Source organism: Micromonospora xinjiangensis (assembly GCF_056150165.1).
Map to the genome: position 1 here is coordinate 41,095 of NZ_JAXCFO010000013.1, position 22,829 is coordinate 63,923.

Sequence of the window (22,829 nt, forward strand, 5' to 3'; positions counted from 1 at the left end):
CGTTACCATCGGCGGCCTGTGCCAGAAATGGTTTCGCCTCATGGGGAGGGGTACGACGTGGCGTTCGACTACGGCGGCCGGACCGGTTACGAACCGATCAGTGACGTAGACCGCAAGGAGTTCCACGAGCAGGGCTTCCTGCTGCTGCGCAATGTCCTGACGGAGGACCACCGGGCGGCGCTCGAAGAGGCGGTCGACCGCGTCTACGCCGAGGAGAAGGCCAAGGGCAACACCACCAAGGACGGCACCCTGCACCTGCTCGGCTTCCTCGAGCGGGACGAGCTCTTCGGCGACCTGCTCACCCACCCCATCGCCTTCCCGTACATGTGGGGCCTGGCCGGGTGGAACATCTACACGCACCACAACCACCTGGACGTGACCCCGCCGGCGCTCGAGCCGGAGAAGCCGTACTGGGGCTGGCACCAGGACGGGTACCGCCAGAACTCCGACCCGGAGACCATGGACCCGAACGTCCCGCGGCCGATGTTCTCACTCAAGGTCGCGTACGTGCTCTCCGACCTGTCGGAGACCGGCCGGGGCGCCACCAAGGTCATCCCGGGCAGCCACCTGTGGAACTCGCTGCCGCGGCCGGACGACCTGACGGTGCACAACCCCGACCCGGAGGGCACGGTGGAGATCACCGCCAACCCGGGCGACGCGTTCATCTTCGACCGCCGCCAGTGGCACTCCCGGTCGACGAACCTGTCGAACATCACCCGCAAGATGCTCTTCATCGGCTACACCTACCGGTGGATCCGCCCGCTCGACGAGCTGCACATCGACAAGGACGGCGAGTGGTGGGCCAACCGCACGCCGGTGCAGCGCCAGCTCTGCGGTGAGGGCACGCACACCGCGAACTACTGGGGCATCAACTGGGACGGCTACATCGACGACGAGATCCCGCTGCGCAAGGAGCTCAAGGAGCGCGGTCTGCTCGACCGCAACATCCCCTGGCTCCGCTGAGCACGGACGAAGGGCCCCCGCCGTCGCCACGCGCGAGGCGGGGGCCCTTCGCCGTCCGGGCCGGTTACCCCCTCGCGGCGCCCCGCTCCGACCGCCGCCGCCCGACGGCCTCGACCGCGCCCGGAGACGCCGACGGCGATCACGCCGGGAGACGCGGACGGGATCGCGCCGGGAGACGCGGACGGGATCGCGCCGGGGCGCCCACGGAGATCGCGCCGACGGTTGACCGACAGTTGAGCGGGATCCGGCCCGGCCGTCCGTACCCTGTGCCGCATGAAGGACGGCATCGCACTCACGTTGCTGGTGCTCGGAGTGGCGCTCGGTGTCGTCGGCAACTGGATCAAACCACCGCAACGGTTGACCGGGCGCTGGGTGGTCGGGATCTTCGCGCTGCTCCTCGTGGCGGCGTCCGGCGTCACGTTCCTGGAGGGCCGGCTGCCGACCGAGGGGACGACGGCGGGGCCGCCCACCCCTTCGGTGAGCGTGCCGGCCAACGTCCCGACCGCGGCCGGGCCGAAGAAATCCGCCAGTCCGACCGGGAGCGGCACCGGGACCGCGCCGGCGCCGGGCGCGTCCTCGGCGGGAGCGACCCGGTCGAGCGCCCCCCGGTCGACGAGCGCGGGCCCGCGGCCCGCTCAGGTGAAGCCCACCCCCCGGTCGCCGTACGTCGCCGCCGCCGACTTCCGGCGCTTCGGCGGCACCCACGGGCCCTTCAGCCTGGTCGCCGAGGGGGCGGCCCTGCGGATCGACACGCCGGACAGCAACGAGAGCCAGTGGGGCGTCTACCTGAAGGACCACGTGACCTGTGACGGCACGATCGAGTTCGACGTACGGCTCGACGCCGGCACCGTGGACTACTACGGGCTGGCCGTGCTTGCCCGTGGCGGCCTCGACAACGACCAGGCGAGCGGTGACGCGGTCCTGTTCTACCTGGACTCCGGCGATTCCTTCGTCGCCAAGTTCTCGTCGCTGCCGACGCCGGGCGTCGGCGGGATGGGTGGGGGCTCGTACCCGGTCGCCGACCTGCGTCGGACCCGCCACGTCGTGGTCTCGGTGCGCGGATCGACCCACTCGGTGACGGTGGACGGGATACCCGCCGGCCGGTTCGCCGAGACCGAGAACGTCGGCTGCGGGCAGCTCACCTTCGCGGCGTGGGGCGGCACGACCGCCCACATCGCGAACGTCCTGCTGCGTTGACCGCTCAGATCCCCAGCCGGCGACGCGCCTTCTCGCGGAGCCGGTCCGGCAGGTCGGGTGCGTCCAGCAGGCGGGGCAGCAGCTCCGGCTCCAGGTTCAGCGCCCGGAACACCTCCCCGATGGTCACCCCGTGCGCGGGCCGCTCGACCACCTGGACCGGGTCGCCCGCGCCGACCTCGCCCTCGCGCAGCACCCGCAGGTACGCGCCGGGCAGCGCCCGGACGGTGAAGCGCTTGATCAGATCCGGTACGCCCCAGAAGCCGGCGAACGTGGTGCAGGGGGTACGGGGCTTGGTCACCTGGAGCAGGGCGGAGCCGATCAGCCACCGCTCGCCGATCACCGCCCCGGTCACGTCCACGGCCGAGGTGGTCAGGTTCTCCCCGAAGCCACCCGGCCCGATCTCGCGCCCCAGCTCGCCCGCCCACCAGCCGGCGTCCTCGGCCGCGTACGCGTAGACCGCCTGGTCGGGGCCGCCGTGGACGGCCCGCTCGCCGATGAAGTCACCCGCCACGCCGTCCGTACGCACCGGCACCGGCCCCTCCACGGGGCGCTTGTCGATGCCACTGCGCCCACTCGCGTCGCCGGCCCACGTCGCCTCGGTGACCACACCGAGGTTCACCGATACCACCCTGCCCGTCATGGCGGCCAGCCTAGCCGCAGCCGGCCCGGCGCCGGGCACGACGAAGATCACGCCGCCGCCCCCGCGGGCCGCGCGGGGTCAGCCCTTGACCGCTCCCGCGACCAGCCCGGAGACCATCCGTCGCTGCACCAGCAGGAAGAAGATGATCACTGGCAGCGTGAACAGGGTGGACGCGGCCATGACCGGACCCCAGGCGGTGTCGTCGCGTCCGAAGAAGAAGGTCATCGCCACCGGCAGGGTGTAGCGGTCCTGGTCGTTGATGAAGGTGAGCGCGAAGATCAGCTCGTTCCAGGCCGTGATGAAGGAGAAGATGCTGGTCGCCACCAGCCCGGGGGCGACCAGCGGGAAGAGGATCCGCCGGAAGGTCTGCGCCCGGCTCGCCCCGTCGATCGCCGCCGCCTCCTCCAGCTCCTTCGGCACGGCCGCCACGAACCCGCGCAGCATCCAGATGGCGAACGGCAGCGAGAAGCCCAGGTAGGTGAGGATCAGGCTGGGCAGCGTGTTGTAGAGCCCGAGCCGCTGGATCATCAGGAAGAGCGGGATGACCAGGGCCTCCAGCGGGATCATCTGCACCACGAGCAGCATGATCAGGAAGCTGGTCCGCAGCCGGAACCGGAACCGGGCCACGGCGGTGGCGGCCAGCAGCGCGACCAGGCCGCTGAGCACCACCGTGGAGACGGCGACCAGCGCGCTGTTGAGGAAGAAGTCGGCGAAGCTGACCCCGGGGATCAGGTTGCCGGTCAGGATCTCCCGGTAGTGCGTCAGCGTGGGATGGGTCGGCACGGGCTGCGGGGTGGCCGAGAAGATGTCCCGGCTGGGCTTCAGCGAGGTGGCGATCATCCAGTAGACCGGGAAGGCCGCGAAGAGCGCCACCAGCAGCCCGGCGCCGTTGAGGGCGACCTTCTTCACGACTCGTCCTCCTGCTTGAGCACCATCCGTACGTAGAAGCCGGTGACCACGAGCAGGATCAGCGTGAGGATCACCGCGATCGCCGCGCCCAGGCCGTACTTCGGCGGCGGCGAGAAGGCCTCCGCGTACGAGTAGATGGAGAGCATGAACGTCGGCCGGTCCTGGGTGCCGCCGGCCAGCACGAACTGCTGGGTGAAGACCTTGAAGTCCCAGATCGTGGAGAGCACGATCAGGATCCCGAAGACGGGGCGCAGCAGCGGGAAGGTGATCCGCCAGAACACCCGCCAGGGGCCCGCGCCGTCGACCCGGGCCGCCTCGTGCAGCTCGCTCGGCACGCTCTTCAGCCCGGCCAGGACGCTCACCGCGATGAACGGGAACGAGTGCCAGACCACCACGAGGGTCAGGATCGAGAAGAAGAGCAGCGGGGAGTTGAACCAGCCGTACCCGGTCCAGTCGCTACGCCCGAAGAGCGCCTGCGACATCCCGTCCGGCAGCGCGTTGAACAACCAGGTGACCAGCCCGCTGGTGTCGTCGAAGATCCACTTCCAGACGATCGTGCCGGTCAGCGCCGGGGTGGCCCAGGCGAGCATCACGCAGCTGGCCACGAAGGTCGCCATCTTCCGGCCGAGCCGGTTGAGCAGCAGGCCGACGAGCGTGCCCAGGATCATGGTGAGCACCACGTTGGCCACCGCGAACAGCACGGTGTTGCGCAGCACCGTGAGGAAGAACGGGTCACCCAGGATCTGGGCGTAGTTGTCGAGCCCGACCCACGGCCACTCCCGATCCCCGCGCAACTGTCGCACGTTGTTGAGCCGGTAGAACGACATGGCCACCACCTGGCCGAGCGGCCAGAGCAGCAGCACGCCGACGACGATCAGGCAGGGCAGGAGCAGCAGGTACGGCAGGCGGTCGACCGGGCGACGCCGCCGCGCGGGGGTCTCCCGCGCGGCGGACGTCTCCGGCGCGTCGGTCAGCGTGGTCACTTGGCGTTGAGGATGCTTTCCATCTCCGCGGCCGCGTCGGCGGTAGCCTTCTCGACCGTCTTCTGACCCTTCATGACCGAGCTGTTCATCGCCTGGGTCACCGTCTTCGTGCGGCTGACCTCCACCCACTTCGGGGTGAGCGGCGTGACCTTCGTGTTCTGCATCGTGGTCGCGAACGCCGACATGATCTTGTCACCGGCGTACTTGTCGCCGCCAACCAGGTCCCGGTAGACGGGAAAGAAGCCGAGGCTGTCGGCGAAGGTCTGGGCGTTCTTCTTGTTCAGCAGCACCGTCAGGTAGTCCCAGGCGAGGTCCTGCCGCTCACTGTCGCGCCAGATGGCGATGTCCGAACCACCGGCGAACGCCGGCGCGGGCTTGCCGTCCGGCCCGGGGATCGGGAACGTGCCCCACACCTTCTCGATCTCCGGGTTGTCCTTCTTGATGGCGCCCTGCTGCCAGCTGCCGGCGAACGCCATCGCCGCCTTGCCGGTGGCGAACTGCGTCCGGGCGTCGATCTCGTTCCAGCCGGCCGCGGCGGGCGGCGCGACCTTGTGCACGGTCACCAGGTCAGTCCAGAACTTGACCGCCCGCTGCGCCTCGGGAGTGGTGTAGCCGGACTTCCAGGTGCCGTTCTGGTCGGTGGCGATCTCGGCGCCCGCACCCCAGAGGAACGAGTAGAAGGGCAGCTCGGAGTTGCCGGGCACGGCGATGCCGTAGGTGTTCGGCTTCTTGGCCTGTACGGCCTTGGCGACGGTCACCAGTTCGTCCCAGGTGGTCGGCGGCTGCACACCGGCCTCGGCGAACCAGTCGGTGCGGTAGTAGATGCCGCGCACACCGGCGTACCACGGCACGCCGTACTGCTTGCCGTCGAGCTGCGCGTTCTTGATCAGGTCGGGCAGGATGTCCTTGCCGTCGGCCCAGTCGCCCATCCGGTCACTCAGGTCCGCGAGGGCCTCCTGCTGCGCCCAGCCCTGCGTCTCGGTGTTGCCCAGCTCGGTGACGTCCGGCCCCTCACCGCCGGCCAGGGCGGCCTGGAACTTCTTCGGCGCCTCCAGCCACGGGATGTACTGCACCACCACGTCGGTGTCCGGGTGCTTCTGCCGGAACTCGGCCTCGACACCGTCGAGGAACGCGGTCTGGGCCTCGCCGCCCTCACCCATCATCCAGACCGTCAGCTTGCTGGTGTCGGCCGTCTCGTCGTCACCGGAACCGCCGCAGCCGGTCAGCACCATCGCGGCCGAAGCCACCACGGCGGTGACCGGGGCCAGCCGCTTCCACCTGTTCACGCCACATCTCCCCTCGCGCCGCCTGGCACTAACCTTCTCCGCCGCACCTTAGTAGGAAAAAATCCTTTACGACAGTGGGCGGTCGACGGTGGGCGACGCGACGGTACCGCAGGTCGACGCCCCAGGGGAGGCCCGAGGCCGGGGCGAATCGGGCCGTACCGAGACGAAGGGGCGCGTGACCACTCGGTCGCGCGCCCCTTCGTGCGTCGACGTGCGAATTACCGGTAGGTGACGCTGCGGCGACGACCCACGCCGGCGACCAGCGCCACCGCGATGGCGGCCAGCACCACCTGGACCAGCAGCTCACCCCAGTCCACACCAGCGGTCTCCGTCGCGATGCCCAACGCCCGCGCGAGCACCGTGCCGAGCAGCGCGGCACCCACACCGATCAGCATGTGCAGCCACATCGGCATGTCCTGCCGGCCCGGGACGACCAGACGGCCCAGCGCCCCGACGATCAGACCAACGATGAGCGCGGTGATGATGCCCCAAACGGTCAGCTCCACGGTCGCCCTCCTTAGAACGTGTCACGCGTCGTGTGCTGTCGTGACGGAAACGTTCCCGATCACGCCGCGCACCAAACCGACTTTCCGGGACAGCGGTCGCGGATCGCCGGGATCGCGGGCGAGCCGGGCAGACGGCGACGGGCGCCCGGCCGGTGCGGCCGGACGCCCGTCGCGGTGCTGCTTGCCGGTCGTACGCCGGCCTGGTCGTTACCGAGTGACGCTGCGGCGACGACCCACGCCGGCGACCAGCGCCACCGCGATGGCGGCCAGCACCACCTGGACCAGCAGCTCACCCCAGTCCACACCAGCGGTCTCCGTCGCGATGCCCAACGCCCGCGCGAGCACCGTGCCGAGCAGCGCGGCACCCACACCGATCAGCATGTGCAGCCACATCGGCATGTCCTGCCGGCCCGGGACGACCAGACGGCCCAGCGCCCCGACGATCAGACCAACGATGAGCGCGGTGATGATGCCCCAAACGGTCAGCTCCACGGTCGCCCTCCTTCAAGAATGTTTCACACGTTGTGTGTGCTTCCTGTCGTGGCCGCTAAGTTCCCGAGGCACCGAAAAACCAAACCGGACGGCGAACAGAACGTCGGCTCGCGTCAATGCGCGTCCACGCCCGGACCGCCGCCGGAGCACCGTCCACCCAGGTCGGACGCGGTGTCGACGCCTTCACGGGACCACCGGCGGGCCGGAAAATAGTTCCGGCCATGGGGAGAACGCCGACGGCCGGCACCCCGCGTGGGGTGCCGGCCGTCGTACGCCGTGGGCTACTTCTTTCCGGCGGGCTTGCCCTCCGCGGAGTCGGAGGAGAGCGCGGCGATGAAGGCCTCCTGCGGGACCTCCACCCGGCCCACCATCTTCATCCGCTTCTTGCCCTCCTTCTGCTTCTCCAGCAGCTTGCGCTTACGGCTGATGTCACCGCCGTAGCACTTCGCGAGCACATCCTTACGGATCGCGCGGATGGTCTCCCGGGCGATCACGCGGCTGCCGATCGCCGCCTGGATCGGCACCTCGAACTGCTGCCGCGGGATCAGGTTGCGCAGCTTCGCGGCGATCGAGACGCCGTAGTTGTACGCCTTGTCCTTGTGCACGATGGCGCTGAACGCGTCGACCGGCTCGCCGTGCAGCAGGATGTCCACCTTGACCAGGTCGGACGACTGCTCGCCGGAGGGCTCGTAGTCGAGCGAGGCGTAGCCCTTGGTGCGGCTCTTGAGCTGGTCGAAGAAGTCGAAGATGATCTCCGCGAGGGGCAGCGTGTAGCGCAGCTCCACCCGGTCCGCGGAGAGGTAGTCCATGCCCAGCAGGTTGCCGCGCCGCCCCTGGCACAGCTCCATCACCGCACCGACGTAGTCGTTCGGCGTCAGCACGGTGGCCCGCACCGTCGGCTCGTACACCTCGGCGATCTTGCCGGTCGGGTACTCGCTGGGGTTGGTCACCACGATCTCCCGGCCGTCCTCCTGGACGGCGCGGTAGACCACGTTCGGCGCGGTGGAGATGAGGTCGAGGTTGAACTCCCGCTCCAGCCGCTCTCGGATGATCTCCAGGTGCAGCAGGCCGAGGAAGCCGCAGCGGAACCCGAACCCGAGCGCGCCGGAGGTCTCCGGCTCGTACGTCAGCGCGGCGTCGTTGAGCTTGAGCTTGTCCAACGCGTCACGCAGGTTGGGGTAGTCGGACCCGTCGATCGGGTAGAGGCCGGAGTAGACCATCGGCTTCGGGTCCTTGTAGCCGCCGAGCGCGTCCGTCGCCGGATTGGCGTTGATGGTGACCGTGTCGCCGACCCGCGACTGGCGCACGTCCTTCACGCCGGTGATCAGGTAGCCCACCTCGCCGACCCCGAGGGCGTCGGCCTTCACCATCTCCGGGGAGATGACGCCGATCTCCAGCAGCTCGTGGGTCGCCCCGGTGGACATCATCTTGATCCGGTCGCGGGCGCTGATCCGCCCGTCGACCACCCGGACGTACGTGACCACACCCCGGTAGACGTCGTAGACCGAGTCGAAGATCATGGCCCGGGCGGGCGCGTCGGCGTCGCCGACCGGCGGCTGGAACTGCCGGACGATCTCGTCGAGCAGGTGGGGCACGCCCTCGCCGGTCTTGCCGGAGACCTTGATGCAGTCGGCGGGGTCGCCGCCGATCAGGTGGGCCAACTCCTCGGCGTACTTCTCGGGCTGCGCCGCCGGCAGGTCGATCTTGTTGAGCACCGGGATGATGTGCAGGTCGTTCTCGAGCGCCAGGTAGAGGTTCGCGAGGGTCTGCGCCTCGATGCCCTGGGCCGCGTCGACGAGCAGGATCGCGCCCTCGCAGGCGGCCAGCGACCGGGACACCTCGTAGGTGAAGTCGACGTGACCCGGGGTGTCGATCATGTTGAGCACGGCCGACTCGCCGGCCCGCTCACCCTCGCGGATCGTCCACGGCATGCGGACGGCCTGACTCTTGATCGTGATGCCGCGCTCACGCTCGATGTCCATCCGGTCGAGATACTGGGCGCGCATCTGCCGCGGGTCGACCACGCCGGTGAGCTGCAGCATCCGGTCGGCCAGGGTCGACTTCCCGTGGTCGATGTGGGCGATGATGCAGAAGTTCCTGATGCGGGCCGGGTCGGTGGCACCAGGAGCGTTCGCGCCGGAATCGAGCGTCGGTGGCACAGCTGTCCGTTCTGGTCGGCTGACGTGAGCAGGCCGGCGCGGAGCCGGCCCCCTCTATGCTCCCACGCCGCTCGGGGCGCGGTCGGATCACTCCTCCGGCGGCTCGACGAAGAGCGTCCCGCTCCCCCGGCGGCCGGACGCCGCGCCCGTCACTCCGCGGGTGGCTCGACGAAGAGCGCGGCGAGGCGCGGCAGCCGTCGGCGCGCCTCCTCCTCGTCGTCGAAGTCCCAGAAGTCGTCCAGGCCGGGGCCCGCTACCGGGTCGGGATCGGTGTCGGCCGGCAGGTCCGTCGCGGTCGCCCTGCGGTACGCCTCCACGGGCACCGTGAGCATGTCCTCCGACTCGAACTCCTCGCCGGTGAGCGCCGCCGACCGGATCTGCGGCAGCTCGGCGAGCGAGTCCGGGTCGGCGACCGCCCGGGCGAAGACCGCCCGGCCCTGCGTCATGAGCCAGCCCCGGAAGTACTCGAATCCGTCGTCGGACGCACCCCCGTTGATCAGGTAGGCGGCGGCCCAGAGATCGACCTTGCGGGAGGCGGCCAGCACCCGCCGCTGGTGACGCGCGTAGCCGACGATGTCGGCCGGCTCGCGCTCGGCCAGCAGCGCCACCGCCCGGGCGGCCACCGCCTGGGCCTCTCCCCCGCCGCCGGCCCGGGCCCGATCGATCAACTGCCAGAAGTCGTCGGTCCTCATGGGCTGGCAGTCTTCCAGACCGGACACGTCGCGCCGAATCGCCAGGCGGCCGGCGAGGCGGCAGCATGGAGCGCGTGCCAGCGATGTCGCCGCCCCCGGTCCCGTACGACGCGACGGCGCAGCGACCCGACTGGTCGGACCTGCCCGCCGAGTTGCGGGCGGCGGTGGCCGACCGGCTGGCCGCTCCGGTCACCACGGTACGAGTCGCCGGCGCGGGCTTCACCCGCGGTTTCGCCGGCGTCGTCGAGGCCGCCGACGGGGCGAGGGTCTTCGTGAAGGCCGCGCCCACCGCCGGCCAGCCGCAGCTCGTCGACTGGTACGCGCGGGAGTTCGCGATCCTCGACCGGCTGCCCGCCGGCCTGCCGGCGCCCCGCCCCCGCTGGTGGTTGGACGTGGCGGGCTGGTTCGCGGTGGGTCAGGAGGCGATCGACGGCCGGACCCCCCGCCTGCCCTGGGAGCCGGCCGAGTTGTCCGCCACCCTCGCCGGGTACGCCGAGGTCGCCGCCGCGTTGGCCCGCCCACCGGCCGACCTGGTCGCCCTCGGGCTGCCGCACCTCGCCGACCTGGCCCGCGACGACATCCTGTGGTGGGAGGAGGTCGCCGCCGGTCGCGAGCCGCCGCCGCCCCTGCCCGGGCCGGTGCGGGACCGGTTGCCCGACCTGGTCGCGCTGGAGTCCCGCCTGCCTGACTACGCCGCGACCGCCACCGGGCTGATCCACGGCGACCTGCGGCTGGACAACGTGCTGATCGGCCGGGACGGCGGCGCGTGGTTCTGCGACTGGGCCTGGTCGTGCCACGGCCCGGCGTGGTTCGACCTCGCCGGCCTTCTGATCACGGGGTACGCCAGCGGGCTGGACGCCGACCGGCTGTTCGGCGCGCACCCGGTGGTCGCGGACGCGCCCGCGGACGCCCTCGACGTGACCCTGGCCGCGCTGGCCGGGTACTTCCTCACCACCGCGGCGGCGACGCCGCCCACCGCCTCGCCGCACATCCGCCGGCACCAACGGTGGAGCGGCGAACAGGCCCTGGCCTGGCTGGCCGACCGCCAGGGCTGGGCGTGACGATCGAGGGTGCCGGACCTGCCGGGCAGGCCCTCGGGCCCGGAGCGCGGGCCGAGGCGGTGCTCGACGGCGGTGGGCAGCGGCACGTCCCGTGCCCCACCCTCACGCGGGTGCCGTTTTGGCTCGTCCCGGCCGACCTGGTAACCTGGCTCTTCGCGCGGCGATGACGCATGCTCGTCGTGCGGAGAAGCTGACCAACCCGAGCTATCAAGACGAGGCTGTCGCGTGGCGAACATCAAGTCCCAGATCAAGCGCAACCGGCAGAACGAGAAGCGCCGGCTGCGTAACAAGTCGGTCAAGTCGTCGCTGAAGACCGCCATCCGCAAGTTCCACGAGGCCGCCGAGACCGGCGACGTCGAGCAGGCCACCGCCCTCATGCGGGACGCCTCCCGCAAGCTCGACAAGGCGGTCAGCAAGGGCGTGATCCACGCCAACCAGGCCGCGAACCGCAAGTCCGCGATCGCCAAGCGCGTCGCGTCGTTCTCCGCCTGACCCAGGCGACGCCAGACCTCGCCGGAAGCCCCCGGGACGCCCGGGGGCTTCCGGCTGTCTGCTTTCCGGGCCCTGATCCCGGTGCGCCCCGGGTCGTTCCCGGGCCGGCGGAGTAGCCGGTTCTCCCCCGCCACCGGCGGCCGCTCGGGCGCGCGGTCCGGCACCGTCGGCCCGGGCAGACGGACGTCCAGCGCCGCGCTGGGGGCGCACTCCCGGCAGGCGAGCATGGAGCCGGCCGGACGTCCAGCGCCACCCTGAGGGCACGCCACCGGCACGGCCGAGCCCGGAGGCGACGGGTTGTCCAGCGCCACGCTGAGGGCACGCCACCGGCACGGCCGACAGGGAGGAGACGCAGGGGCGTTCAGCGCGGGGCGTCGGTGTCGCCGCCGGCGTGCGCGGCGTCCGGTCGGGCGGGGTCGATCGGCTCGGCCGAGACGACGACGCCGGCCACGCTGTGCCTGATCCACTCCACGCGCGCGCGCCCGACCACCGGCTCCATCTGCCGGCGGAACCGGTCGCGCTCCTGCTCGGGCACGAGCGCCGCGGACCGGACCACGACCGCCGCCACCACGTCGTTGAGCTTGACCATGACGGCCACGACGGCCGGCAGGACCAGCACCGCCCACCAACTGACCAGCTCGGCGAGGGCGAGCAGCACCGCCAGCGAGATCGCGCCCTCGAAGAAGAGGAAGCAGAGCACCCCGCCCGGGTTGACGAACCGCAGCCCGAGCACCCGCGCGTAGAGCGGGCGGTGCTGCTCCTCGTCGGCCCGGAGCGTGGCCCACGCCGTACGGGCCGATCCGCTCACCGGGCGCCGCCCTGCCGGGCGGCCGCCATCGAGAAGACGGCCCGCTCCAGCGCGTACGCCCGGTCGTCCGAACCGCCCTTGACGGCCGCGTTGCACTCGGCGGCGGCCTGCATGGCCAGCGCGAGACCGTCCGGCGTCCACCCGCGGCCCTGCCGCTGCGCCCGCTCGATCTTCCACGCCGGCATCCCGAGGCTGCTCGCGAGCTGGTAGGGGCTGCCCCGGCCGGCGGACGCGACCCGGGCAACCGTCCGGACGCCGTCGGCGAGCGCGTCGGCGATCGGGACCGGGTCGACCCCGACGTGCAGCGCCCAGCGCAGCGCCTCCAGCGCGGCCGGGACGTCGCCGACCATGGTGGCGTCGGCGACGGTGAAGCCGCTCACCTCCACCCGCCCGCGGTAGTACCGGGCCACGGTGTCGGCGCCGATCCGCCCGTCGGTGTCGGCGATCAACTGGGAGCAGGCCGCGGCCAGCTCCCGCAGGTCGTTGCCGACCGCCGCGATCAACGCCTCCGCGGCGTCCTCCGTGCACTTCCCACCGCCCCGGCGGATCTCGTCGCGCACGAACGCCACCCGGTCCCGGTGGCCCTTCAGCTTCACCGCCGGCACGACCGTCGCCCCGGCCGCCTTCAGCCCCTCGGCGAACGCCTTGCCCTTGGCCGCGCCCAGGTGCAGCACGACGAGCTGCACGTCCGGGTCGGGATTCTTCGCGTACGCCAGCAGGGCCGCGACCAGGTCCTTGCGGGCGTCCTGACCGGAGCGCAGCACCAGCAGCCGACGGCCACCGAACAGCGACGGGCTGAGCATCTCGGCGACCTCGCCGGGGGTGAGCGCGCCGGCCTGGTATTCGCGGACGTCCACATCGGGGTCGACGCTGCGCGCTTTCGCGACGGCTTCGGTCACGGCGCGCGTGGCGAGCAGCTCCTCGTCGCCGAGGACGAGCAGAATGGGGGCGAGGCTGGCGGGGGTCACGTCGCCCATATTCGCACGCCCCGCAGCGGGATCGTGCCTGCTCACCGGCCGCCCAGGCGGCGGAGCCTGCACTCAGTGCAAATCCAGACATTTATGTCAATCCGCCATCTACCCCAGCAAGACCGCCGCGTCGGGATTCCGCGGCGTCGACGTCACACTCCCTGTCTCACGGCTGCCGGCCCGGCGGCGTGCCCCGCGCCACCACGGCGAGACCGCTGTCCACCCGGACCGCCGCCACGTCGCCGTCCCGGTCGGTCCGCAACACCCGCACCCCGGCACGGGCGAGCCGGGCGAGCAGCGCCGGATGCGGATGCCCGTAGGTGTTGCCGACGCCCACCGGCACCAGCGCGACGGACGGATGGACCGCGTCGAGGAACGCCGGATCCTGATAGGCCGAGCCGTGGTGGGCGACCTTCAGGACCTCGGCGCGCAGGGCGCCCGGGGGCGACCGGTCCAGCAGGGCGCGCTGCTCCTCGGACTCGGCGTCACCGGGGAGCAGGACGCGCACCCCCGCCACCGTCGCGCGCAGCACCAGTGAGTTGTTGTTCGGATCCGAGCGCGTGCCGCGCAGCGGGTACGGCGGCCCGAGCACCACGAGCTCCAACGCGCCCGCCCGGTACGCCCACCCGGCCGAGCCGGTGACCAGCCGGGCCCGCCCGGCGGCGGCCGCCCCGAGCACCAGGTCCTGCCCACCCTCCGGTTCCGGCCAGGCGGGGGTGAGCACGGCCGCCACCCGGCGCCCGCGGAACACGCCCTCGACCCCGCCCACGTGATCGGCGTGGTAGTGGCTGACCACGAACAGCGGCACCTCGCGGACCCCGAGCCTGCGCAGGCAGCCGTCCACGGCCGCCGGCTCCGGGCCGGCGTCGACCACGAGGGCCCGGCCGGCGGTGATCGGCAGCACCACGGCGTCGCCCTGGCCGACCGCACACGCCACGACCACCCACCCCGGCGGCGGCCAGCCCCGGGCCACCAGCCGTACGGGCAGCCCACCCAGCACCACCGCGACGGTCACCACCGCCACCAGCCGGCGCACCACCGGCCGGCGGACGGCGAGCAGCAGCGCCACGGTCAGCACCGCCAGCAGGAGGGCACCCCACACCCCGCCCGGCCAGGGCAGCGTGCCGGCGGGTAGCCGGGCGCCGTGCCGGGCGACCAGCACCAGCCACCACGCGGGCCAGCTCGCCAGCCATGCCGCGAACTCGGCGCCGGCCGGCCAGAGCGGCGACACCGTGGCCGCGACGACGCCGAGCACGGTCGCCGGTGCGATGGCCGGTACCGCCAACAGGTTCGCCGGCACGGCGACCAGACTGACCGTGCCGGAGAGCGCGGCCACCACGGGAGCGCAGGCGAGCTGGGCGGCGGCGGGCACCGCGAGCGCCTCGGCCAGCCCGGCCGGTACGCCGCGCCGTCGCAGCCCGTCACGCCAGCGCGGGGCGAGCAGCAGGAGCCCGCCGGTGGCGAGCACGGAGAGCGCGAAGCCCGCGTCGCCGGCCAGGGCCGGGTCGACGAGCACCAGCACGGTGACCGCGGCGGCCAGCGCGGGCAGCGCGGCACGCGGCCGGCCGGCGGCCAGTGCGGCCAGCCCGATGGCGCCCATCGTGGCGGCACGGACCACGCTCGGCGAGGGGCGGACCAGGATCACGAAGCCCACGAGGGCGACTCCGCAGAGCCCGGCGGCGAGCCACGGGCCGGCCCGGCACCAGCGGGCAAGCAGCAGCACCGCGCCCAGCACGATGGCCACGTTGGAGCCGGACACGGCGTTGAGATGGGTCATGCCGGTGGCACGGAAGTCCTCCTCGACCGTGGGCAGCAGCCGACTGGTGTCGCCCACGACCAACCCGGGCAGCAGTCCCCCCTGCTCGTCGGGGAGCGGGGCGCAGGCACGTTGCAGCCCGGCCCGCAGCGACCCGGCGGCGCGCTGCGCCCAGGATGGTGGCCCGTGCCGGGCCGGTGGCCCGGTGGCACCCAGCACGGCGGCGGTGAGGTCGCCGCCGCGCGGGACGCCGAGGCGTCCCTGGGCGGTGAGACGCTGCCCGGGCAGCAGTCCCCGCCAACCGGGGTCGGCGGCCAGCACCAGGACGCGGACCGGCGCGGCGATCCGCCGACCGTCCGGCCCGTCGAGGTGGACCAGTTGCGTGTGCACCAGCAGGGTGGCGGGACGGCCCGGGGCACCCCGGATCGGCCGGGGATCGTCCCGGACCACGAGTTCGGTGGTGACGGTCGCCCGCTGGTCGGCGAGGGCGCGCAACGCGGCGCCGTCGCGTACGGCCAGCCGGGCGGCGCTGGCCGTGCCGCCGCAGACGATGCCGATGCCCACCGCGACGGCGATCCAGCCGTGCCGCCGGGCGCGGTGCCCGGGGCGGCCGAGCAGGCCGAGAAGGTGCAGCGCGCCGGCGGCGCAGCACACCGCCGTCAGCGCCGCGATCAGGAGTACGGTCGACGCGCCGAGGTGCAGCCCGGCCAGCGCGGTGAGCCAGGCGGCCACGGCCAGCCCGGCCAGCCGCAGGTCCGGCATCCCGTCGGGTGTCGCCACCGCCTCGCCGGTGCTCGGGGCGGGTGTGACCAGGACGCCGGGTGGCGGTGGCGCGTTCGGGGTGGTGCCCGTGGCCCGCCCGTCGTCGGGGGCCGCGAGCCGGCGGGCCGGGCGGGGACACCGGCCACGGACGGCTCTCGGATCCGGTCGCGACCTCACACCGTCACCAGGTCCTTGAGCTGTTCGTAGCGGGCGTCACCGATCCCGTCGACCTGCCGCAGGTCGCCGACCGACCGGAAGGCGCCGTGCTGCTCCCGGTGGGTGAGGATGCGTTGGGCGAGCACCGGACCGACCCCGGGCAGCGCGTCGAGCTGCGCGAGATCCGCCGTGTTGAGGTTGACCCGCCCTCCGGCGCCCGGCACCGTGCCCGCCGCCGACGCGCCCCCGGGCGCGGCCGGCTGGCCCGCGGCGGCCGGCGGCGGGGACACGCCGACCACGATCAGCTCGCCGTCGACCACCTTGCGGGCCGGGTTCAGCAGTGCCACGTCCACCCCCGGCAACGCCCCGCCCGCCGCCTGGACGGCGTCGGCGAGCCGGGCGCCGGCCGGCAGTCGCACCAGACCGGGCCGGCGCACCTTGCCGGCGACCGCGACGACCAGCTCGACCGTCGGGCTCGCGGCCGGCTCGGCGACGTCCTCCGCCACGGGCACGGTGGCGTTCACCGCCGGCGGGACCGGCTCCGCGCGGGGGCGCGAGCGCCAGGCCCAGAGGGCGGCACCCAGGACGACCACCACGGCGACGGCCGCCAGGGCGCGCACCCCGCGCCGACCCGGATCGAACGCGCCCGGGCCCGGCAACCGCCCGGGCTCGCCCGCCCCGGCGTGGGGGGTCGGTGGCGGATCGCCCGCCGCCGGGGTGTCCGACGCGCTCGCGGCGGGGCGGACCGGACGCGCACCTGCGGGTAGCGCGTCCCACGGCGGCCGACCGTCGACCGGTGACCATGCCGCCGTACTCGTGTCGCCGTCGGCCGCCGATGGCGGGCCGGACAGCGTCAGGGGAACGTCCGTCGGCGACGAACCGCCGGCCGGCGCCGGCCCGGACGGCGGCTGCGCGGTGAGCCGTGACAGGCGGCGGCGTACGGTCTCGTCGTCGTGGGACACGACGTGACGCTAGGGGTGCGGACCTCTCCCGCGGGTCGAGCGGTCCTTCACCCTGTGGACGCGTCCTCCCCCTGTGGACAACGCCCTGATCATGTCGGCGTCTGCTAGGGCAGCTGTCGGGGCAGGTCAGTGAGCCTCCGGGTCCAGCCCCAGCGCCGCCCGTCCCCCGTCGACCGGCAGGATCGCACCGTTGACGAAACCGGCGGCCGGGGAGAGCAACCAGGCGACCGCGTCGGCCACCTCGTCGACCCGGCCGATGCGGCCGAGGGGGTGCAGACGGGCGAGTTCCGCGTCGATCCGCGCCGCCCCGGCGGGCGTCTGGCCGGCGATCAGGGCGGCGTGCCGCTCGGTGGCGATCGACCCGAGCGCGACCGCGTTGGTCCGGATGCCACACGGCCCGTACTCCACGGCCAGCGCCCTGGTCAGCCCCTCCACCGCGGCTTTCGCCGTCGCGTACGGCAGGCAGCCGGGCACCGGTCGGGTGGCCTGGTGGGAGGAGACGTTCACGATCGCGCCGTGGGTGCCGGCGGCGAGGAACCGGCGCACCGCCGTCGCGGCGCCGGCCAGAGCCGGCCGCAGGTTGGCCGCGATCAGATCGGCGACCTCGGCGACCGGTGCGGAGTGCACGGAAGCGTCCCGGAACACCGCCGCGTTGTTGACCCACCCGGTCAGCGGCCCCGCCCGCTCGGCGAGGTCCGCGGCACGCCCCGCGGCGGTCTCGTCGCCCGCGTCGCCGACCAGCCCCACCAGCCGGTCCTCGGCCGGATGCCCGGCCAGCCAGTCGAGTGCCCCGGCGTCTCGCTCCATCACCACCACCGTGTCACCGGCGGCGACCAGCCGCTCGACCACCGCCCGACCCACGCCCCGGCCGCCGCCGGTCACGACGTACGACACTCGTCACTCCTCTCGTCGATGCCGGCCCCGGCCGGGTCGATCCGCGTCGAGTGCCCGGTGGTCCCGTCCCCGACGCCGATCCACCGGCGTCACCGTCCCAGATCTGGGGCAGCTCGACAGCGTCCACGGCGGAAAGGAAGAACCGGCGTCCCGGCCGGGGTCGTCAGCCGGTTTCCTCCGCCGTCGGGTCGGGCCGCCGGTGCACCACGACGCAGGCCAGGCCCGGCCCCGCGTGAGCGGCCACCACGGCGCCCGCCTCCGACACGTACGTCTCGCGGACCCGGTCGCCCAGCCGACCGGTCAACGCGTCGAGCAGCGTCTCGGCCCGCTCCGGCGCGGCGAGGTGGTGCACCCCCAGGTCCACCTCCGCGTCACCGGCCGCCTCGACGGCCAGGTCGACGAGGCGGGCCACGCCCCGGCTGCCGGTACGCACCTTGTCCCGCAGGACGATCGCCCCGTCCGGCATGTGCATGATGGGCTTCACCGACAGGGCGGTGCCCAGCAGCGCCTCGGCCGCGTTGATCCGACCACCCCGGCGGAGGAACTCCAGCGTGTCCACGTAGAAGTAGATGGTGGTCCGGCCCACGGCGTCGAGCGCGGCACGGCGTACCCCCGCGAGGTCGGCGCCACGCTCGGCGGCCGCAGCGGCCGCGAGCACCGGGAAGCCGAGGCCGAGCCCGGTGGAGCGGCTGTCGACCACGGCGACCCGACCGTCCAGCCCCTCGGCGGCCAACTGCGCCGCCTCGACGGTGCCGGAGAGCTCCGCCGACAGGTGCACCGACACGACACCGTCCGCGCCCTCGTCGAGCAACCGGCGGTACGTCTGGGCGAACTGCTCCGGGGCGGGCCGGGAGGTGCTCGCCGACACCCGCCTGCCGCTGAGCGCCCGGGTCGCGTCGGCCGGGGAGATCTCCACCCCCTCCAGTCCTTCCGCGCCGTTGAGCACGACGGTCAACGGCACCACGGTCAGCCGGTGCGCGCGCACCGACTCGGGCGGAAGGTAGGCGGTGGAGTCGGTGACGACCGCGACGGGCATGCCCGGCACGCTAGCCCATGGCGGGCGTCACGACGAGGCCGCGCCGGTCGCGGAGCCGCCTCAGACGGCGTCGGCGACGGCCGGGGCGACGACCAGACCCACGTTGTGCGCCCGCAGGTGCCAACCCCGCACGTCGTCGTGGCGCAGTTCGGTCCAGTGGCAGTTCTGGAGGGAGCCGACGGCCCGCAGCACGGCCGCGTCCCAGCCGAGCAGGTGGCCCACCCCCTGGCGGGCGCCGCCGCCGTGGGTGGCCACCACGACGGTGCCGCCCGGCGCCAGCGCCGCGGCGTCGGCGAACGCCGAGCCCACCCGCTTGCCGAGGTCGTCGAGGGTCTCGATCCCGGCGCCCGGGTCGGGGTCACCGGCACGCCAGCGGGCGTACTCGTCCGGGAAACGCTCGGCAACCTCGCTGAGGGTGAGGCCCTGCCAGCCGCCGAAGTGGCGCTCTCGCAGGCGGGCGTCCTCGCGGACCGGAAGCCCGGTCACGGCGGCCAGCGCGGCGGCCGTCTCCGCGGCCCGGCTGAGGTCGCTGGCCACGATGACGTCCGGACGCAGCGCCGCGAGCAGCGGCGCCGCGCCGCGGGCCTGCTCCCGGCCGAGGTCGTTCAGGGGTACGTCCGTCTGGCCCTGGACCCGGTTGGCGGCGTTCCAGTCGGTGTTGCCGTGCCGCCAGACGATCAGGCGGGTCATTCGGCGGCGGCGGAGCCGGCGCCCGACTCGGCGTCGACCAGGTCACGGTCGACGAACGGGATGGTGGGGCAGTCCTTCCAGAGCCGGTCGAGGGCGTAGAACTCCCGCTCCTCGGTGTGCTGGACGTGCACCACGACGTCGACGTAGTCGAGCAGCACCCAGCGCCCGCCGCGCTCACCCTCGCGCCGCACCGGCTTGGCCTTCTCGGGCAGCTCCAGCAGGCGCTCCTCGATGGCGTCGACGATGGCGAGCACCTGACGCTCGTTCGGGGCCGCGGCGAGCAGGAACGCGTCGGTGATGGCGAGCTGGTCGCCGACGTCGATGATGACGATGTCCTGTGCCTTCTTGTCCGCGGCGGCCTGGGCCGCGGCGGTCGCCAGCTCGTACGCGCGCTCGGAAACTGTCACCGTTCTCCTTCGATCAACCGTGCGACCCTCCAAGCGTCTCACACGTCGCGTCGTCCCGACTTGTCAGTTCTGGTCGGTAACCCGCCCGGGGCGGGACATACCGGTCACGATCAGCGCTGATAGAGGCCGCGCTTGGCGATGTACTGCACCACACCGTCGGGCACCAGGTACCAGACCGGCTCTCCCCGGGCCACCCGGTCACGGCAGTCCGTGCTGGAGATGGCCATCGCCGGCACCTGGATGAGGCTCACCGTGTCGGCGGGCAGGTGCTTGTCGGTGAGCTCGAAGCCGGGCCGGGTCACCCCGATGAAGTGGGCGAGCTCGAAGATCTCGTCCAGGTCCTTCCAGGAGAGGATCTTCTCCAGCGCGTCCGCGCCGGTGATGAAGTAGAGCTGGACCTTCGGGCCGTACTCGGTGTGCAGGTCCCGCAGGGTGTCGACGGTGTACGTCGGCCCGCCCCGGTCGATGTCCACCCGGCTCACCTGGAAGCGGGGGTTGGAGGCGGTGGCGATCACCGTCATCAGGTAGCGGTCCTCGGCCGGGCTCACCGGCACGTCGGCCTTCTGCCACGGCTGCCCGGTCGGCACGAAGACGACCTCGTCGAGCCCGAACCGGTCCGCCACCTCACTGGCCGCCACGAGGTGGCCGTGGTGGATCGGGTCGAAGGTGCCACCCATGATCCCGATCCGCCGGATATCTTCCTCCACTCCGTGATCGTAGGCCGGACGCCGGCGCGGTCACCGCCGACGGTGACGTGGAACGCACCACGTCACGCCCCCGCAGACGCCGTACGTCGTGCTCTTCCGGGCCGTTGCTCGTGCCCGTATACTCGTATGCGAGTAATCGCCTCCGAGCAACCGAGGGGTGTGCGATGGCGAAACAGCGCAAGGTCGGCAATCTGCTGGCCCTGGCCGTGCTCTCCGCCCTCGCGCAGCGGCCCATGCACCCGTACGAGATCGCCAACACCCTGCGCTCCTGGGGCAAGGACCAGGACATGGAGATCAAGTGGGGGTCGTTCTACACGGTGATCCGCAACATGGACCGGCACGGTCTGATCACGGCCGTGGAGAGCGTCCGGGCCGGCCGACGCCCGGAACGGACCGTCTACCGGATCACCGACGCGGGGCGGGCCGAGCTGATCGACTGGGCCCGCGAGCTGGTGTCCACCCCGGAGCCGGAGCATCCCCGCTTCCGCGCCGGGCTCAGCGTCCTGGCCGTCCTGCACCCCGACGAGGCCACGGAGCTGCTACGCCGGCGCTTGGCGCTGCTGGAGGACGGGATCCGGGCCGGGCGGGAGGCCCTCACCGCCCACCTGCGACAGATCCCGCGGCTGTTCCTGGTGGAGTCGGAGTACGACCTGGCCATCCGGGAGGCCGAGGCCGCCTGGGTGCGCGGGCTGCTCGCGGAGTTCACCGCCGGCACCTACCCGGGGCTCGACCAGTGGCGGGCCTTCCACGAGACCGGCGAACTGCCGCCCGAGCTGACCGATCTCGCCGAGAGGGGCGGCGACACGCACTGACGACGGACGGCTCCGGCGCGGTGCGCCAACACCGCGCCGGAGCCCTTACCTCGGTACCGCACCTGGGAAGGTGCTCGGCCCCGAAGCGGCAATCACGAGGATAGCCGGGCTCCCTCCCAGGTCGGTGCCACCGCACGCGCATCGACCACAGGGAGAGAACCATGACCACAGTCAGGACGGCCATCGTCATCGGCGGCGGAATCGCCGGCCCGGTGACCGCGCTGGCGCTGCGCCGCGCCGGCATCGCGGCCACCGTCTACGAGGCGTACCCGAGCACCGCCGACGGGATCGGCGGCACGCTCGCGCTCGCGCCCAACGGCGTCGCCGCGTTGCGGGTCGTCGGCGCGGACCGCGCCGTGACCGCGATCGCGACCCCGATCCACCGCACCGTGATGGCCGTCGGCCGCAAACGGATCGCCCTGCCGGCGCTGGCCGACGTGCCTCCTCTGCAAGTGGTGCACCGCCCCGCGCTCTACCGCGTGCTGCAGGACCGCGCCCGCGCCGAGGGGGTGGCGATCGAGCACGGCAAGCGGCTGGTCGACGTCCGCGAGGACAGTGCTGCCGTCACCGCCGTCTTCGCCGACGGCAGCACCGCCACGGCCGACGTCCTCGTCGGCGCGGACGGGGTCCGCTCGACGGTCCGCGGGCTCATCGACCCGGCCGCGCCCGGCCCCCGCCACACCGGCCTGCTCGGTTTCGAGGCGGTGGCCCGCCACGAGGTGCCCGTCGAGCCGGGCACGATGACGTTCGCGTTCGGCCGGCGCGCCTACTACCTCTACTGGCCGGAGCCGGGTGGCGGCACCCGGTGGGGTGCGAACCTGCCCCAGCAACGGCCGATGACGCTCACCGAGGCGCGCGCGGTGCCCGCCGAGGAGTGGCTGCGCACGTTGCGTGCCACGTACGGCGACGACGACCCCGGAGCGCAGCTCATGCGCAGCAGCGACCCCGCCGGTCTCCAGGTGGTGGGCTCACTGCTGATCATGCCGCCGGTGCCGCACTGGCACCGCGGCCGGATGGTGCTGGTCGGCGACGCGGCGCACGCGCCGTCGAACAGCTCGGGACAGGGCGCGTCGCTGGCGATCGAGAGCGCCGTGCAGCTTGCCCGCTGCCTGCGGGACCTGCCCGACCCGGCGTCGGCGTTCGCCGCCTACGAGCGGCTCCGGCGCGACCGGGTCGAGGGAGTCGCCGCCCGTGCGGCGCGGATCAACCACGCCAAGGCGCCGGGCCCGGTGGGCCGCACCCTGATGCCGCTGCTCATGCCGTTGCTCATGCGGATCGCCATGAACCCGGAGCGGACGATGGGGCACGAGCAGCGCTACGTCATCGACTGGGACGCCCCGGTGACCGCCGGACCGGCGGCACGCTGAGGCGGCGGCGCACTGGGCGGGGTGCGCGCCCGGCACCGGGCGCGTACGTCCGGGCGCCCATGTGTGCCGGCGCGCGTCGTGGGGCGGCCCCGGGCGCGCAACGCGAGCCCCGGGCCGCCCCACG

The 22,829-nt window shown here is 73.1% G+C and carries 23 protein-coding genes; 6 read left to right on the top strand and 17 right to left on the bottom strand.

The annotated features are described in order from the left end of the window. Positions 1–27 precede the first annotated feature (27 nt). Positions 28–963, top strand: coding sequence for a phytanoyl-CoA dioxygenase family protein (locus SM573_RS29375; protein ID WP_474614553.1), 936 nt, complete (start codon positions 28–30; stop codon positions 961–963). A 273-nt stretch (positions 964–1,236) separates the two neighbouring features. After that, entirely contained in the window at positions 1,237–2,160 is a 924-nt protein-coding gene (locus SM573_RS29380) for a hypothetical protein (protein WP_474617529.1), read from the top strand. A gap of 4 nt (positions 2,161–2,164) precedes the next feature. Here the strand turns inward: SM573_RS29380 and SM573_RS29385 are convergent, their stop codons facing one another. From SM573_RS29385 to SM573_RS29420, 8 genes are all read right to left on the bottom strand, one after another. Beyond that, positions 2,165–2,800 carry an MOSC domain-containing protein gene (locus SM573_RS29385; RefSeq protein ID WP_474614555.1) on the bottom strand — a complete coding sequence of 212 codons (636 nt, stop codon included), beginning with the start codon at positions 2,798–2,800 and terminating at the stop codon, positions 2,165–2,167. Between the two features lie 78 nt (positions 2,801–2,878). Next, on the bottom strand, positions 2,879–3,709 hold the full coding sequence (locus SM573_RS29390) for a carbohydrate ABC transporter permease (protein ID WP_474614556.1): 831 nt from the start codon (positions 3,707–3,709) through the stop codon (positions 2,879–2,881). After that, a complete protein-coding gene (locus SM573_RS29395; RefSeq protein WP_474614557.1) occupies positions 3,706–4,692 on the bottom strand; it encodes a carbohydrate ABC transporter permease in 987 nt (328 codons plus the stop codon). Before SM573_RS29395 ends, SM573_RS29390 begins: the two co-directional genes overlap by 4 nt. After that, positions 4,689–5,978, bottom strand: coding sequence for a sugar ABC transporter substrate-binding protein (locus SM573_RS29400; RefSeq protein WP_474614558.1), 1,290 nt, complete (start codon positions 5,976–5,978; stop codon positions 4,689–4,691). Before SM573_RS29400 ends, SM573_RS29395 begins: the two co-directional genes overlap by 4 nt. Before the next feature lie 218 nt (positions 5,979–6,196). After that, positions 6,197–6,484 carry a GlsB/YeaQ/YmgE family stress response membrane protein gene (locus tag SM573_RS29405; RefSeq protein ID WP_474614559.1) on the bottom strand — a complete coding sequence of 96 codons (288 nt, stop codon included), beginning with the start codon at positions 6,482–6,484 and terminating at the stop codon, positions 6,197–6,199. 207 nt (positions 6,485–6,691) lie between these two features. Further along, positions 6,692–6,976 carry a GlsB/YeaQ/YmgE family stress response membrane protein gene (locus tag SM573_RS29410; RefSeq protein ID WP_396707890.1) on the bottom strand — a complete coding sequence of 95 codons (285 nt, stop codon included), beginning with the start codon at positions 6,974–6,976 and terminating at the stop codon, positions 6,692–6,694. 281 nt (positions 6,977–7,257) lie between these two features. Beyond that, a complete protein-coding gene (gene lepA / locus SM573_RS29415; RefSeq protein WP_474614560.1) occupies positions 7,258–9,135 on the bottom strand; it encodes a translation elongation factor 4 in 1,878 nt (625 codons plus the stop codon). A gap of 149 nt (positions 9,136–9,284) precedes the next feature. Next, the gene (locus SM573_RS29420) at positions 9,285–9,827 is read right to left on the bottom strand and encodes a DUF4240 domain-containing protein (RefSeq protein WP_474614561.1); all 543 of its coding nucleotides are present in this window, start codon (positions 9,825–9,827) and stop codon (positions 9,285–9,287) included. 65 nt (positions 9,828–9,892) lie between these two features. Here SM573_RS29420 and SM573_RS29425 point away from each other — a divergent pair, with 65 nt between their 5' ends. Then, complete coding sequence (locus SM573_RS29425; protein ID WP_474614562.1) at positions 9,893–10,888, top strand: phosphotransferase family protein; 996 nt, start codon at positions 9,893–9,895, stop codon at positions 10,886–10,888. Positions 10,889–11,113: 225 nt separating this feature from the next. Beyond that, positions 11,114–11,380: a 30S ribosomal protein S20 gene (gene rpsT / locus SM573_RS29430; RefSeq protein WP_474614563.1), complete on the top strand. Its 267-nt coding sequence runs from the start codon at positions 11,114–11,116 to the stop codon at positions 11,378–11,380. A 361-nt stretch (positions 11,381–11,741) separates the two neighbouring features. On the opposite strand, the gene SM573_RS29435 is transcribed toward rpsT, so the two are convergent. From SM573_RS29435 to nadD, 9 genes are all read right to left on the bottom strand, one after another. Further along, positions 11,742–12,188, bottom strand: a complete 447-nt coding sequence (locus SM573_RS29435) for a hypothetical protein (protein ID WP_474614564.1) — start codon at positions 12,186–12,188, stop codon at positions 11,742–11,744. Beyond that, positions 12,185–13,165, bottom strand: coding sequence for a DNA polymerase III subunit delta (holA, locus tag SM573_RS29440; protein WP_474614565.1), 981 nt, complete (start codon positions 13,163–13,165; stop codon positions 12,185–12,187). The genes SM573_RS29435 and holA overlap by 4 nt, the downstream gene beginning before the upstream one ends. A 157-nt stretch (positions 13,166–13,322) precedes the next feature. After that, complete coding sequence (locus SM573_RS29445; RefSeq protein ID WP_474617552.1) at positions 13,323–15,674, bottom strand: ComEC/Rec2 family competence protein; 2,352 nt, start codon at positions 15,672–15,674, stop codon at positions 13,323–13,325. Positions 15,675–15,847: 173 nt separating this feature from the next. Continuing rightward, on the bottom strand, positions 15,848–16,792 hold the full coding sequence (locus tag SM573_RS29450) for a ComEA family DNA-binding protein (RefSeq protein WP_474614596.1): 945 nt from the start codon (positions 16,790–16,792) through the stop codon (positions 15,848–15,850). 126 nt (positions 16,793–16,918) lie between these two features. After that, entirely contained in the window at positions 16,919–17,686 is a 768-nt protein-coding gene (locus tag SM573_RS29455; RefSeq protein ID WP_474617530.1) for an SDR family NAD(P)-dependent oxidoreductase, read from the bottom strand. Between the two features lie 163 nt (positions 17,687–17,849). Further along, complete coding sequence (locus SM573_RS29460) at positions 17,850–18,722, bottom strand: DegV family protein (RefSeq protein ID WP_474614598.1); 873 nt, start codon at positions 18,720–18,722, stop codon at positions 17,850–17,852. A 60-nt stretch (positions 18,723–18,782) separates the two neighbouring features. Further along, positions 18,783–19,412, bottom strand: coding sequence for a histidine phosphatase family protein (locus SM573_RS29465; RefSeq protein ID WP_474617531.1), 630 nt, complete (start codon positions 19,410–19,412; stop codon positions 18,783–18,785). Further along, positions 19,409–19,819 carry a ribosome silencing factor gene (rsfS, locus tag SM573_RS29470; protein ID WP_474614600.1) on the bottom strand — a complete coding sequence of 137 codons (411 nt, stop codon included), beginning with the start codon at positions 19,817–19,819 and terminating at the stop codon, positions 19,409–19,411. The genes SM573_RS29465 and rsfS overlap by 4 nt, the downstream gene beginning before the upstream one ends. Before the next feature lie 110 nt (positions 19,820–19,929). Next, positions 19,930–20,526 carry a nicotinate-nucleotide adenylyltransferase gene (nadD, locus tag SM573_RS29475; protein WP_474614601.1) on the bottom strand — a complete coding sequence of 199 codons (597 nt, stop codon included), beginning with the start codon at positions 20,524–20,526 and terminating at the stop codon, positions 19,930–19,932. A 164-nt stretch (positions 20,527–20,690) separates the two neighbouring features. On the opposite strand from nadD, the gene SM573_RS29480 reads away from it, so the two are divergent. Beyond that, complete coding sequence (locus SM573_RS29480) at positions 20,691–21,338, top strand: PadR family transcriptional regulator (RefSeq protein WP_474617532.1); 648 nt, start codon at positions 20,691–20,693, stop codon at positions 21,336–21,338. 161 nt (positions 21,339–21,499) lie between these two features. Next, complete coding sequence (locus SM573_RS29485) at positions 21,500–22,705, top strand: FAD-dependent monooxygenase (RefSeq protein WP_474617533.1); 1,206 nt, start codon at positions 21,500–21,502, stop codon at positions 22,703–22,705. Positions 22,706–22,829 lie beyond the last annotated feature (124 nt).